The organism is Coprococcus eutactus (assembly GCF_001404675.1).
Taxonomy (GTDB): domain Bacteria; phylum Bacillota; class Clostridia; order Lachnospirales; family Lachnospiraceae; genus Coprococcus; species Coprococcus aceti.
Genome location: NZ_CYXU01000001.1, coordinates 439,962 through 454,598 on the forward strand (window position 1 = coordinate 439,962; position 14,637 = coordinate 454,598).

The window sequence follows — 14,637 nt, forward strand, 5'->3', positions numbered from 1 at the left end:
ATGATAGTAAAGAGCGCTGAGCTTGAGACTGTGTGTGGAATTACAAGTAAATTACCTGATAACGATCTCCCGGAGATCGCATTTGCCGGCAAGTCAAATGTAGGAAAATCATCTCTGATAAATGGATTGCTTAACAGGAAGTCGCTTGCCAGAACATCCGCGCAGCCAGGTAAGACACAGACGATCAATTTCTATAATGTAAATAAAAATCTGTACTTTGTGGATCTGCCGGGATATGGATATGCAAAAGTATCGGTGGAGATAAGAGCAAAATGGGGCAAGATGATCGAGAGATACCTTCACGGTTCTCCGCAGCTCAAAAAGGTATTCCTGCTGATAGACATAAGACATGTGCCATCGGAGAATGACTGCATGATGTATGACTGGATCGTGGACAATGGCTATGAGCCGGTGATCATTTGCACAAAACTGGACAAGATCAAGAGAAGCCAGGTTCAGAAGAACTTGAAGCTCATACGTGAGAAACTGGATCTTGTTCCTGGAACAACGATGATACCGTTCTCCGCACAGACAAAGCAGGGAAGAGATGAGATCTGGAATCTCATAGAGGAGACACTGGCACAGGAGCAGCAGTAAAGTAATATGAACATATAGTCAGATAAATAGACAAAAAAATGACTGAGAATATCGAGGAGTATAATTCTTTTCGGTATTCTCAGTCATTTTTATGCTGATATTAGCTGGATGTGTTGGATGCCCATAACTGTTTTACGAGTATATCATATATCTCAGTGCTTTTCTGACGCCAGTTGTCACATATGGCAACAGCCACGGCCTGGGTAGGCACGCTGAACTTTATATCCAGCAGCGGCTCGTTCCTGTCGTTGATGACGCAGGAGACGGTATATTCATTGGAATCGTTGAGGTAGTAGTCAGACTGTATCTCAGTTTCCTTTTTGAGGTTGATCTGCTGTTTCTCAAAGAAATCCAGTATATCCTGTTTGATGGCATATGGGATCCTGTTCTCGAACATGCTCAGGGCTTCCTCACCTTTGTAGGTTATCTTATAATGGGATGCGCCTCTTATGCTTGATACATATACAAATTCGCTTTCTATAAGTCCGTTTATGGCTTCCTGAAGAGTGAAATAATTGGTGTAGCCCTTCTCCAGAACAAAGTCTGAAATCTGTGAATTGGTCAGAGTGAAGTTAACTCTGTCAAGCATATAGAGCACTATGAGTTTATATAATACAATAGATTCGGTTCCCATATCGTGTATCCTTTGTTAAAATGTTTGTCCGTGCTGATGAACGGACAACATTCATATGATAACATTAGTAAAATTTAAAATCAATATATTTACAATTGTTCTATTTATGTTATAATGAGCGGGAATAATATGCGTGCTTAGCGCATTTTTATTTTTTACCGTAATTGAATTTGATGTATCATTGAGAGACACTACTTATTTCTTAGAGTGTTTATATTCCCATAATACTTAATTTATTTGTTGATCATTGGTTTCAGTGAAAGGAGACAATTATATATGGATTTTAGTAAAGCTTCTCTTGCAGAGCTGCGTCAGTTTACCAAGGATAATGGTATAAAAGGCTGCTCGGGAATGAAGAAGGCGGAGCTTGCGCAGTTCCTCATAAAATATGTGGAGGAGCATGTGACAGCGGTTTCAGTGGAAAATAAGAAAAATGTGTCAGAGCCTAAGACCGAGCATGTGGTCAGAGAGACAGCCGGAGACACAGAATACAGAAAAACCAGGATAGTACATCACTCTGAGGGCTCGAGAGGTGATGATTCCAGGGAGAACAATGGACAGAGACGTATGAGAAGAATGGCTACATATCAGGATCACAGCCAGAATCAGGAGAGATACCAGGATAGAGGTCAGAATCAGGACAGAGGTCAGAGCCAGGAGAGATACCAGGACAGAGTCCAGTCAAATCAGACGGCACAGAACGTGAACGAGTATCTGCCGGAGCTCGACAGTGGAAGACAGGCTCACGGAATACTTGAGGTCATGCCTGAGGGATATGGCTTCATAAGAAGTGCAAACTATCTTCCGGGAGATCAGGATATATATGTGTCACCGGCACAGATCAGAAGATTTGGTCTCAAGACAGGAGATATAGTCACAGGTAATATAAGAAACAAGACACAGGGAGAAAAGTTCAGTGCCCTTTTATATGTGGCAAGCGTGAACGATGAGGATCCTGCGGTCATAGCGGCCCGCAAGAGCTTTGAGGAGATGACCCCTATCTTCCCTAATGAGAGGATAGAGCTTGACGGAGACGGTGCTCCTATCCCTATCAGGATGATCAATCTTCTTGCCCCTATAGGTAAGGGACAGAGAGGCATGATCGTTTCACCACCTAAGACAGGAAAGACGACTCTTCTCAAGCAGATCGCAAAGCAGATCAGCAGAAGATATGAGGATATGCACCTGCTCGTCCTTCTCATAGATGAGAGACCTGAGGAGGTAACAGACATAAGAGAGTCCATAGAGGGCCCTAATGTGGAGGTTATCTATTCAACATTTGATGAGCTTCCAGAGCATCATAAGAGAGTGTCAGAGATGGTCATTGAGAGAGCAAAGAGACTTGTGGAGTCCAAGAAGGATGTCGTGATCCTGCTCGACAGTATCACACGTCTGGCAAGAGCGTATAACCTCACGGTCGCTCCTAGCGGAAGAACTCTGTCAGGTGGTCTTGATCCTGCAGCGCTTCACATGCCAAAGAGATTCTTTGGCGCCGCCAGAAACATGCGTGAGGGAGGAAGCCTTACGATCCTTGCCACAGCGCTGGTCGACACGGGCAGCAAGATGGATGACGTTGTATTTGAGGAGTTCAAGGGAACCGGTAACATGGAGCTTGTGCTTGACAGAAAGCTCTCAGAGAAGAGGATATTCCCTGCCATAGATATAGCAAAATCCGGCACCAGAAGAGATGATCTTCTCCTCAACAAGGAAGAGCAGGAGGTTGTCACAGCCATTCACAAGGAGCTCATGGGAAGTAAATCAGAGGATATTCTTGAGGATGTCAGAAAGCTGTTTGTTCGTACCAGAAACAACAAAGAATTTATCCACTATGTAAAGCAGTCACTTCTCAGAAAATAACAGCAGGATTGTTGAGATGATTTTGTCAAAAAAATCAAAAAACTGCTTGCATTGTACTGGTCACTATGTTAGAATACAGAAGTTGTGTTATGAAGAACCTTGGCTTTATGCCTGTTCTCATATATAAATATATATGTAAAGAGGTGAAAAAGAATGCGTAAAGGAATACATCCAGATTACTATCAGGCAAAGGTTGTATGTAACTGTGGTAACGAGTTCGTTACAGGATCAACAAAGGAAGAGATTCACGTAGAAATTTGCTCAAAGTGTCATTCATTCTACACAGGTCAGCAGAAGGCAATCAAAGCACGTGGTAGAATTGATATGTTTAATAAGAAGTATGGCGTTCAGGCCAACTAATAAAAACGTTGATAGCTTGAGGTTATTTTACAATAATCTCAAGCTGTTTTTTTATTATCCAGTTAAATATACCGATAGGAGATTGGCGTGAAGAGAGTAAGAATAGGCGGTCAGGCTGTCATGGAAGGTGTCATGATGAAAAATGGCGACAGATATGCGGTGGCAGTCAGAAAACCGGATAAAGATATAGAAGTGAAAGTTGTGGATTATGTGTCCATGGCATCGAGAAGTGTATTTTTCAGAGTTCCTATAATCAGGGGAGTTGTCAATTTCGTGGAATCCCTCGTGATAGGAGTGAAGACCCTCACATACTCAGCATCGTTTTACGATGACGAGGAGCCTGAGAAGGCGGAGAAAGAGAAAAAAGAAAAGAAAAAAGAGAGGACACCTGAGCAGCAGAAAAGAGCGGACGATGCGGCGATGATAGGTACAGTGTTATTTTCACTTGTATTTGCCATCGCGTTATTCATGATGCTTCCTGCATTTATCGGGGAACTCATAGACAAGGTTATAGATAACAGGATCATCATGTCTGCCATAGAGGGAGTTATAAGACTTGGAATATTCCTGGGATATGTGGCACTTATATCGCTTATGAAGGATATACAGAGAGTGTTCATGTACCATGGGGCAGAGCACAAGACGATCAACTGTTTTGAGGCTGGGGTGCCACTGACTCCGGAGAACGTGAAGAAGTATTCAAGATATCATAAGAGATGCGGAACAAGCTTTCTGTTCATCGTAATGATAATAAGCATAATTGTTTTCATGTTTATAAGCGCAGATACGGCATGGCTCAGACTTGTCATAAGACTGCTGCTGGTTCCGGTAATCGCCGGTATATCATACGAATTTATAATGTTTGCTGGCAAGAGTGATTCAAAGCTTGCAAATGCGCTGTCAGTTCCGGGAATGTGGGTTCAGAGACTCACCACAAGGGAGCCGGATCTTGACATGATAGCAGTTGCGATAAAGTCCGTGGAGGCAGTTATAGACTGGGAGGCATACCAGGACGCCATGCACAAGGGCGAGATAGAAGATTAAAGGATTTCGATAGAGATGAAGCTGTGTGAACTTTTGAGAATGGGACGGGACAGGCTGGAGAAAAGTGATGTTCCTGATGCGGATATAGACGCTGATATATTGTGGCAGTACCTGTCGGGTATGAACCGTATGGATATGATCATGGCCAGAGAAGATGATGTGGATGATGATAAATCGGAAGCCTACATGAAGCTCATAGAAAAGAGGAGCACAAGGATTCCGCTTCAGTATATCACAGGTGAGCAGAATTTCATGGGATATGATTTTGATACTGCAGAAGATGTGCTCATTCCAAGGATGGACACAGAGACTCTTGTTGAGACGGCATTGAAGCTTGTAAAGGACGCTGACCATAACGTTGATGTTCTGGACATGTGCTGCGGTTCGGGCTGCATAGGAGTATCGTTTGGACTCTGGAACAAGAACAGCAGGATCGTACTTGCCGATGTATCTGAGGCAGCGATCGGTCTTGCGAGGAGAAATGTAGCGAAACTGTGTGCAGGGGATGATAGATTTGAAGTGGTCAGGACGGATCTCTTTGAGCAGATATCCGGGAAATATGACCTCATACTGTCGAATCCTCCATATATAAGAAGTGATGTCATAGAGACACTCATGCCGGAGGTCAGGGAGCATGAACCACATCTGGCACTTGACGGAACGGCGGATGGATTGTATTTTTATAGAATAATAGCCGATAAGGCGAGAGAATATATAAAGGATGAAGGATATGTTGTATTCGAGATTGGCAATGATCAGGCAGAAGATGTACAGTACCTCCTTGTAGATTCAGGTTATGACGATATACATGTTGTACAGGATCTGAGTGGTAATGACCGGGTGGTGTACGGCAGATATGACAGAGAAGATAACCGGTAGATTTAACGCTGCAGGAGACAGCGTGACAGAATGAATATAGAGAGGTATAGATATGTTTGACAGATTAGAAGAACTTGTAGATAAGCTTGATACGATAAATAATCAGCTCACCGATCCTGATGTTGTGTCAGATCAGAACAAATTCAGAAAGCTCATGAAGGAGCAGAGCGATCTCTCACCTATAGTTGAGAAGTACCATGAGTACAAGGATGCAAAGACTACCATAGAGGACAGTCTTGAGATTCTTGAGGAGGAGAGCGACGAGGAGCTCCGCGAGATGGCAAAGGAAGAGATGAATGAGGCAAAGGCGAATCTCGAGACCATAGAGCAGGAACTCAAGATTCTTCTGCTTCCAAAGGATCCTAACGATTCCAAGAACGTAATCGTGGAGATCCGTGCCGGTGCAGGCGGAGATGAGGCTGCTCTGTTCGCATATGAGGTGTACAGAATGTACCAGAAATATGTTGACCAGTTTAAGTGGAAGGTTGAACTTATGAGTGTCAACGAGAACGGTATCGGAGGATTCAAGGAGGCTGTGTTCATGATCACCGGAGACGGTGCGTACTCCAAGATGAAGTACGAGAGTGGTGTACACAGAGTACAGCGTATACCTAAGACAGAGTCAGGCGGAAGAATCCATACATCGACCATAACAGTTGCGGTTATGCCTGAGGCTGAGGAAGTTGATGTAGAGATAAATGAGAATGATATAAGGATAGATGTAATGCGAGCATCCGGAAACGGTGGACAGTGTGTCAATACAACCGATTCGGCAGTACGTCTTACACATATACCTACAGGAATAGTGATCTACAGCCAGACAGAGAAATCACAGCTCCAGAACAAGGCAAAGGCATTTGCCCTTCTGAGATCAAAGCTGTACGACATGGAGCTCCAGAAGCAGCATGACGCAGAGGCTGCGGACAGAAGAAGCCAGATAGGAACAGGAGACAGATCAGAGAAGATCAGAACATACAATTTCCCTGAGGGAAGAGTTACAGATCACAGGATCAAGCTCACATTATACAAGCTTGACCAGATCATGAACGGAGATCTGAATGAACTTATAGACAGTCTTATAGCGGCTGACCAGACAGCAAAGCTGGCACAGGTGAATGAGGAGGAATAATATGGCAGCGTGGAGCGACAATATAAGAAAAGTAGAACCTTATGTTCCGGGTGAACAGCCTAAGGATACAGATGTGATAAAGCTCAATACGAATGAGAATCCGTACGGCCCGTCACAGAGAGTGAAGAATGCAATAGTGGATATCGATACACTCAGATTATATCCGGATCCAACAGCATCGGCACTTGTCGATGTGCTTGCAGAGTATCACGGAGTTGATCCTTCACAGGTATTTGTGGGAGTGGGTTCGGATGATGTGCTTGCCATGTCGTTTCTTACATTTTTCAACTCTGACAAACCAATATTGTTCCCTGACATTACATATTCCTTCTATGATGTGTGGGCAGAGCTTTTCAGTATCCCTTACGAGAGACCGGCACTTGACGAAAACTTCAGGCTGGTGAAGGAGAATTACTACAGAGAGAACGGGGGAATCGTATTCCCTAATCCAAATGCCCCTACAGGAATATACGAGGACATAAAGAATGTGGAGGATATAGTCAGCCACAACAAAGATTCGATAGTCATAGTAGACGAGGCGTATATAGATTTCGGCGGCGAGTCGGCACTTGGCCTTATAGACAAATATGACAATCTTGTGGTTGTAAGAACGTTCTCAAAGTCGAGATCCATGGCGGGACTCAGGATAGGATATGCAATAAGCAACCCGGTTCTGATAAAGGCCCTCAATGACGTAAAGTATTCATACAACTCATATACAATGAACAGACCATCACTGATAATGGGAACAGAGTCAGTTAAGGACGATGAGTATTTTAAGGAGACTGTTTCAAAGGTGGTCGCCACGAGAGAGAGATTCGTGGAAGCTATAAAGCCACTTGATTTTACATGCCTTCCTTCGTCTGCAAACTTTGTATTTGCAACGCATAAGGATATTCCGGCAAAGGAGATATTCCAGGCTGCGAAGGATGCCCATATATATGTCAGATATTTTGACAAACCACGTATAGACAATTATCTGAGGATATCCATTGGTACGGATGAAGAGATGGATAAATTCACAGAGTTCCTTACAAATTATATACAGGAGAGATAATAAACAGACCGCTGTGCCGAAGGCATGGCGGTTTTTTCTTGATATGGCGGCAACAACTGTGCCAGGATTCCAATATAAAGCGCAGGATTCCACTATAAAGCGCACCAAAACTATTGAATTTGGCAGAGTTTTTCTATAGAATTCACCCATGAAATATTTCAGGAAAAAATATCGGGACGTTTCGTTTGATTTTGTTTGTAAAAGGAGAATTGAATGAATTTTGATGAATTTATAGCCAGAGTAGTGGATGAAATGAGAAGCAGACTTCTCAGACAGGGAGATGGATCAGACATCCGGGTCAATAAGGTTTTGAAGAATAATGGGGTGGAGCTCACTGCGATGAATGTGTGCAAGAGCTCTGAAGAGGTGTGTCCTACGATATATCTTGATCCGTTTTACAGGGATTATGAGCAGGGGATGGATTTTGATGTTGTTATGGAAGATATATGCAGGCTCAGAGAGGCGAACTGCAGGTGCAGGAAGCTTGATATACGCGATGTGGTGGATGAGACGAAGGTTATGGACAACATAATATTGCGGCTTGTCAACAGGGAGCGAAATAGCCGGCTGCTTGAGAGTGCACCATTTATAGAGTTTAATGATCTTGCGATAACTTTCAGAAGGGTGCTGAGTCTGGATAACGACGGCCTGGCAACCACGATAGTCAACAATAATGATGTGAAGAGGTGGAGAGTCAGTCTGGATACATTGTATAAGAATGCACTTAAGAACACCCAGAGAATGTTTCCGTGTGTAAGGCAGAACCTTTTTGATGCGCTGAAGGGCAGATATGAAGGGATAGATTTCGATGACGACTGTGACAATGTGGACGAACTGTACATGTTGTCAAACACGCACGGTATCAATGGGGCCACGGCCGTACTGTATGATGGAATGCTTGAGGAGTGTGCGAATATGGTGGGTGATGACATATATATCCTGCCATCCAGTGTGCATGAGCTGCTGTTTATCAGGGCAAGTGCGGATTACACAGAGGATTATTACAAGGATCTCATAAGAGAGGCGAACAAGGTAACAGTGTCTGCCATGGATTATCTGTCTGACAGTCTGTATATGTACAGCAGGGAAAAAGGAAAACTCTTGATAGTCTAAAATGTTGACAAAATATATCCCATGACATAGAATAAAATCAGTGTTCTAAGGGCAAAATTATGTGTAATGGGAGGAACAGACATTGGAGGATAGTTATATTTCGCGCAGAGATAAAATTGTCGCTTCAGCTATCGAACTAATTGGAGATTTGGGATTACATGCTCTTACACCGAAGAACCTTGCACGAAAGCAGAATATATCTGATACACTGATATATAAGTATTTTGGGGGTATAGATGAGGTACTTATAGCGGTTGTGAACGAATATGCGGCATTTGATGTCAATATCCAGAGGACTGTTGAGAGACTTGACGGGACATACCTGGATAAGATCAAGTATTATGCAGATACATATGCAACATATTATGATAACTATATTGGTATGGGTGCGATAATGCTGCATTATGAAGAATTGCTTCACATGTCAGAGACGAGAGAGATCATCTCTGAGTGTATGTTGAAGCGTAATGATTTTGTATGCACATTGTTTCAGAGTGCGATTGACAGCAAGGAGATACGAGCGGTTTTCTCACCGAAGGAACTTACGCTCATGTTCAACGGAATTTTTACAGAGGGATTGCTTGAACGGAGAAACCAATACTCAAGGAAGAGTTTCAGGGGTGAGATCAAGGAGATGCTCAGTCATCTTGAGAAAGTACTTAGGTTGTAAAATTAGGGAGGAATTGTCATGAAGATATTAATAGCTGAGGATGATGTTGCAAATGCAAAATTTTTATCCAAGTATTTGAGTAAGTTTGGTGATGTGGTCATAACACCTGATGGAATCGCAGCGGTTGATGAATTTGTAAATGCTCTTGAGAAGGGCGAACTGTTCGAGCTGGTGTGTCTTGATATCATGATGCCAAAGATAGATGGGTATAAAGTTCTGGCATCCATAAGAAGTGCAGAGAGAAAGCACGGAGTGTCAAGGATGCTCAGATCGAAGGTCATAATGACCAGCGCACTTGACGAGGCAAGCTTTGACAGTAATCTCGCCAGCGACGATTATGATGATTACATATGTAAGCCGATTGATATCATGAAGTTTAATGACATGCTGAAGAAACTGGACATTATCAAGTAGATGATATGATATTGATACATGCGAAGCCCGTTATTGTAAGATATCGGGCTTCGAAGTGTCTTATGACACTGAATATTAGATGGCAGGGACATAAAGATGGATTTATTTGAGTATATGAGGGAGAATTTCTCGGAGGATGATTCTCCTCTGGCAAAAAGAATGAGACCGACCAGCCTTGATGACGTGGTTGGACAGGAACATATTATAGGCAAGGACAAGCTTTTGTACAGGGCGATAAAAGCGGATAAGATAAGTTCGCTTATATTTTATGGCCCTCCGGGGACTGGCAAGACTACGCTTGCCATGGTCATAGCCAATACAACCAAAGCGGAGTTCAGACAGCTCAACGCCACAACGGCGGGCAAGAAGGACATGGAAAAGGTTGTGGAAGAGGCGAAGAATACCAAGGCTATGTATGGCAGACGGACTATACTGTTCATCGATGAGATCCACAGATTCAACAAGTCACAGCAGGATTATCTCCTGCCATTTGTTGAGGATGGAACGGTGGTACTCATAGGAGCGACCACGGAGAATCCTTATTTTGAGGTTAACGGGGCTCTTATATCCAGATCCCATATATTCCAGCTCAATCCATTGTCCAGGGAGGACATCAAGAAGCTCATCCACAAGGCAGTGTACTCAGAAAATGGCATGGGTGCATTTGATGCAGACATTGATGAGGATGCCGAGGACTTTCTTGCAGACATGGCGTCGGGAGATGCGAGAAGTGCGTTAAATGCCATAGAGCTCGGAGTTCTGTCGACGGAGAGAAGCGAGGATGGCAGGATACACATAACGCTTGAAGTGGCGGAGGAATGTATCCAGAAGAGAGCTATAAGATATGACAAGGACGGAGATAATCATTATGATATAATATCCGCATTTATAAAGAGCATGCGTGGATCAGATCCTGATGCGGCGATATTCTACCTTGCAAAGATGCTTTACGGAGGTGAGGATATAAAGTTTATTGCCAGAAGGATCATGATATGTGCCAGTGAGGATGTGGGCAATGCTGATCCGAATGCTATCGTGGTGGCGTCGGCATGTGCACAGGCTGTGGAGAGAGTCGGAATGCCTGAGGCACAGATAATACTTGCCCATGCGGCTTCCTACGTTGCGTGTGCACCGAAGAGCAATTCTGTGGTGAATGCGATATTTGCGGCTATGGATGCGGTAAAGCATGAGGACACGGGTCAGGTTCCGGTGTATCTCAGAGATGCACATTACGGCGGTGCAGCAAAGCTTGGACACTCAGGATACAAATACGCTCATGATTATCCGAATAATTACGTTGACCAGCAGTATCTTCCTGATAAGATTGCAGGCAGGGTATTCTATGAGCCGTCGGACAATGGTTATGAGAGAGATATCAAGGCGTATTTTGATAAGATAAAGAAGAGAGACTGATATGGATATATTGAAGAGAATTGGAGCTATAGTGCTTGTACTTGTGCTCATCGGAATGTATGTTGCGACATTTATAATGGGAATAACCGGAAGTGATAATCTGATGGGTATGATATTCCTTGATGTGGTCATTCCTGTTGTGTGCTGGGGAATATGGCTCATCGCCAGGGTGCTCAGACGCAAGGGCGAAGATATGAGAGATCAGAACAAGTAGAACAGTACAAATGTGTTGAAAAAAATTACATAATTTGATATACTCTTTAAAGTTCAAAAAATACTTAAGAGGTAGATGAAATGAGTTTATTAAAAGAATGGCGTGATTACGCATACGGATTAGATGACAGAACACCTGAGGGAAAGGAATTCTGGGTTAGTTATTTCCAGGCAGAGAAGGGCGTATATGAGCAGCTTCTTGCTAATCCTCTTGCAGACCCTGTACATGGAACTGTAAAAGAGCTTGCTGAGAAGTACGGACTCACTATTCAGTATATGATCGGATTCCTCGACGGAATAGATGACAGTCTTGCAGAATCAAACAATCTTGATGATGTGACAGAGGACTCAGAGGTTAAGCTTCCTATAGATTATGAGAAGCTTTATATGAACATGGTTGAGTGCAATGCAGAGTGGCTCTACACTCTTCCTCAGTGGGATGGAATATTCTCCAAGGCAAAGAGAGACGAGCTCTACAAGATACAGAAGTCATCTAAGACTATCATCAAGGCACCAAAGGTTGGAAGAAACGATCCATGTCCATGTGGAAGCGGACTTAAGTACAAGAAGTGCTGCGGTAAGTAATGATATATATCATGCTGATATAACTGGCAGATATGAGAAGGCGGTTAAAGGGTAAACTTTTGACCGCCTTTTATATTTGCGTGAAAGGATATACAGATGGAATTTAATGAATCCCAGAAGAGAGCGGTGAGACACTGCGATGGGCCGATGCTGCTGCTAGCGGGGCCTGGTTCAGGTAAGACTACGGTCATCACCCACAGGATAAAATACATTACAGAAGAACATGGTGTGAGACCTGACAATATTCTGGTCATAACCTTCACGAAGGCTGCGGCAAATGAGATGAAGGGGCGGTTTCAGGAGCTGTGTCCGGGCGTCCGCGGGGTAACCTTTGGCACGTTTCACTCTGTATTTTTCTGGATGCTCAGAAATGCATATAATTACACAGCAGCGAATATCGTCACGGATTCAGAAAAGTATGGAGTCATAAGGGACAGCATAGACAGGCACGGCTTTAGGTATGACAGTCAGGAGGATTTTGCCAAGAATGTTGTCGGGGAGATAGGCAATGTCAAGAGCGGGAGAGTGAGTCTTGAGAACTATGAGAGCACAACGATGAAGCCTGAGGATTTCCGAGTTGTGTACGATGAGTATGAGAATTTCCTGAGAAGATGCGGGAAGATAGATTTTGACGATATGCTGGTGTTCACATATGAGCTATTGTCGGAGAGACCAGACATACTTAAGATGTGGCAGAACAAGTTTCGGTATATACTCATAGATGAGTTCCAGGATATAAATATGATCCAGTATGACATTGTGAAGCTGCTGGCCGGAGAGAGACAGAACGTATTTTCCGTGGGTGACGATGATCAGTCGGTGTATGGCTTCAGGGGGGCTGCTCCGGCTATAATGAAGAAGTTCCCGGAGGATTTCCATGGTACGGTTATAGAATACCTGAATGTCAATTACCGCTGCAGCTACGATATAGTTGAGTGCTCGAAGCGGATAATACAGAACAACCGGGACAGATATGAGAAGCAGCTCAGGTCGGCATTTGCCGCGGGACAGAGCGACAGAGTCCATATAGTTAAGACGGACAGCATGACGGAGCAGAATAAGAAGATCATAGACAGGATAACAGAGCTTAACCGGGCTGGTATTCCATACCGTGAAATGGCGATCATATTCAGGACGAATACCGAGCCGAGGGCGCTGGCTTCAAAGCTCATGGAAAATGGCATACCATTTTTGATGAAGGATAACATACCAAATATCTTCACGCATTTTCTTGCTGAGAACATATTTGACTATATAAGGCTTGCAAGGGGTAACAGGGACAGGAGAACAGTTCTCAGAATCATCAACAAGCCGAACAGGTATATAAGCAGGGATGCATTTGACTCGCCGGTGGTGAACTTTGAGGAGCTGAGGCAGCATTATAAGGATAAGTACAGAATAGTCAACAACATAAATGTCCTTGAGAACGATCTGGAGAGGATAAGCAGACTTGCGCCGTACGCGGCCGTGAATTATATAAGGAAAGCGGTTGGACTGGATGCGTATGTGAGGGAATATGCTGAGTACAGGGGCGTGAGTGAGGATGATTATATTGATATCCTGGAGGAGATACAGGACAGTGCAAAAGACTTCCTGAGCTTCGACGGCTGGATGGAGTATATAGACGAATACACAAAACAGCTCAGAGAGCAGAGCAGGCAGGGCAGTGTGGCAGGTGATACAGTCACACTTTCGACTATGCACTGTTCAAAGGGACTTGAGTATTCATATGTATTCATAATGGATGCTGTTGAGGACATAACGCCTCATAAGAAATCGGTCGGAGATGGAAATATAGAGGAGGAACGCAGGCTGTTCTATGTGGCAGTCACGAGGGCTAAGTATGGACTGTATGTGTATGTTCCCCAGAAAATGTATGGAAGAAAAGCGGTGACCTCGAGATTTGTCCAGGAAATGCTTGTGGACAGGTCTCTGATAAAAACAGGAAACACCATAATCCACAAGCGGTATGGACGTGGAGTCATCACATATGTAGATGACAGAAAGCTGTGTGTCCACTTCGATGATATACATGAAACAAAGACGCTCAGCCTTGAATATACGATAAATAACGAGCTTATAGAAAACGCATAGATGTACGGATATTATTCCTCGTCATCTGAATTGAATTCCAGATCGTCCAGGATCTCGTCGAGGGCGTCAGCGACATCGTTGAACTCAGCCTCGTCGGTGATCTCGTCGAGGGTGACATCGTCTCCCTGCTCGCTGTATCTGTACACGATGATATCGGCATCCTCGTCATCTGCAGGAAGCAGAGCGGCATAAGAGATGTCATTTACCTCGAATTTGGCAATGATCTCACATGTGCAGGATGTTCCATCCTCGTATGTTATATCGATCATCTCGATATCCATTTCGTCGGTTTCGTTATTGTTTATATCTGACATATAGGTATCCTCCTGATTGTTTTATTCAGTTTATTCTAGTAAATAATCGGTGCTATGTCCAGTACAATTATAAAATGAAATTATTGACAAAGCCTGCACCCGCACATATACTAGACACAAAAGGCGAAGAACAGGAATTGTAGTATTTAATACAATCAGAGTGGAACCGCGGAGATAATACTTCGTCTCTATATGCATATCATATGTATATTGGGACGAAGTTTTTTGTTTGCTTACAGATATATTATCGACCAATATAGAAAG

General features: G+C 43.6%; 16 protein-coding genes. 14 read left to right on the forward strand and 2 right to left on the reverse strand.

Features of this window, described 5'->3' with window-relative positions:
* Positions 1-597 (forward strand): ribosome biogenesis GTP-binding protein YihA/YsxC, encoded by a 597-nt coding sequence (yihA, locus tag ARA78_RS01915; protein ID WP_015534161.1) that lies wholly within the window; start codon positions 1-3, stop codon positions 595-597.
* 100 nt (positions 598-697) lie between these two features.
* On the opposite strand, the gene ARA78_RS01920 is transcribed toward yihA, so the two are convergent.
* Positions 698-1,231: a DUF4364 family protein gene (locus tag ARA78_RS01920; protein WP_015534160.1), complete on the reverse strand. Its 534-nt coding sequence runs from the start codon at positions 1,229-1,231 to the stop codon at positions 698-700.
* A gap of 276 nt (positions 1,232-1,507) precedes the next feature.
* On the opposite strand from ARA78_RS01920, the gene rho reads away from it, so the two are divergent.
* From rho to ARA78_RS01985, 13 genes are all read left to right on the forward strand, one after another.
* A complete protein-coding gene (gene rho / locus ARA78_RS01925; RefSeq protein ID WP_055279910.1) occupies positions 1,508-3,088 on the forward strand; it encodes a transcription termination factor Rho in 1,581 nt (526 codons plus the stop codon).
* Positions 3,089-3,241: 153 nt separating this feature from the next.
* Entirely contained in the window at positions 3,242-3,448 is a 207-nt protein-coding gene (gene rpmE / locus ARA78_RS01930) for a 50S ribosomal protein L31 (RefSeq protein ID WP_004853176.1), read from the forward strand.
* 87 nt (positions 3,449-3,535) lie between these two features.
* Positions 3,536-4,492, forward strand: coding sequence for a DUF1385 domain-containing protein (locus ARA78_RS01935; RefSeq protein WP_022216026.1), 957 nt, complete (start codon positions 3,536-3,538; stop codon positions 4,490-4,492).
* A gap of 39 nt (positions 4,493-4,531) precedes the next feature.
* On the forward strand, positions 4,532-5,371 hold the full coding sequence (gene prmC / locus ARA78_RS01940) for a peptide chain release factor N(5)-glutamine methyltransferase (protein WP_242849640.1): 840 nt from the start codon (positions 4,532-4,534) through the stop codon (positions 5,369-5,371).
* Between the two features lie 52 nt (positions 5,372-5,423).
* Complete coding sequence (gene prfA / locus ARA78_RS01945) at positions 5,424-6,500, forward strand: peptide chain release factor 1 (RefSeq protein WP_015534158.1); 1,077 nt, start codon at positions 5,424-5,426, stop codon at positions 6,498-6,500.
* A 1-nt stretch (position 6,501) separates the two neighbouring features.
* Complete coding sequence (gene hisC / locus ARA78_RS01950) at positions 6,502-7,557, forward strand: histidinol-phosphate transaminase (protein WP_022216024.1); 1,056 nt, start codon at positions 6,502-6,504, stop codon at positions 7,555-7,557.
* A 213-nt stretch (positions 7,558-7,770) separates the two neighbouring features.
* On the forward strand, positions 7,771-8,670 hold the full coding sequence (locus tag ARA78_RS01955; protein ID WP_015534156.1) for a DUF5688 family protein: 900 nt from the start codon (positions 7,771-7,773) through the stop codon (positions 8,668-8,670).
* Positions 8,671-8,752: 82 nt separating this feature from the next.
* Entirely contained in the window at positions 8,753-9,340 is a 588-nt protein-coding gene (locus ARA78_RS01960) for a TetR/AcrR family transcriptional regulator (protein WP_022216022.1), read from the forward strand.
* Positions 9,341-9,358: 18 nt separating this feature from the next.
* Positions 9,359-9,754 (forward strand): response regulator, encoded by a 396-nt coding sequence (locus ARA78_RS01965; protein WP_015534155.1) that lies wholly within the window; start codon positions 9,359-9,361, stop codon positions 9,752-9,754.
* Between the two features lie 96 nt (positions 9,755-9,850).
* Positions 9,851-11,167 (forward strand): replication-associated recombination protein A, encoded by a 1,317-nt coding sequence (locus ARA78_RS01970; protein WP_055144185.1) that lies wholly within the window; start codon positions 9,851-9,853, stop codon positions 11,165-11,167.
* Position 11,168: 1 nt separating this feature from the next.
* A complete protein-coding gene (locus ARA78_RS01975) occupies positions 11,169-11,381 on the forward strand; it encodes a hypothetical protein (RefSeq protein ID WP_015534154.1) in 213 nt (70 codons plus the stop codon).
* 80 nt (positions 11,382-11,461) lie between these two features.
* Positions 11,462-11,965, forward strand: coding sequence for an SEC-C metal-binding domain-containing protein (locus ARA78_RS01980; protein WP_055144187.1), 504 nt, complete (start codon positions 11,462-11,464; stop codon positions 11,963-11,965).
* 96 nt (positions 11,966-12,061) lie between these two features.
* Positions 12,062-14,059 (forward strand): ATP-dependent helicase, encoded by a 1,998-nt coding sequence (locus tag ARA78_RS01985; protein ID WP_055279911.1) that lies wholly within the window; start codon positions 12,062-12,064, stop codon positions 14,057-14,059.
* An 11-nt stretch (positions 14,060-14,070) separates the two neighbouring features.
* Here ARA78_RS01985 and ARA78_RS01990 read toward each other — a convergent pair whose 3' ends face one another.
* Positions 14,071-14,373, reverse strand: a complete 303-nt coding sequence (locus tag ARA78_RS01990) for a DUF1292 domain-containing protein (RefSeq protein ID WP_015534151.1) — start codon at positions 14,371-14,373, stop codon at positions 14,071-14,073.
* Positions 14,374-14,637 lie beyond the last annotated feature (264 nt).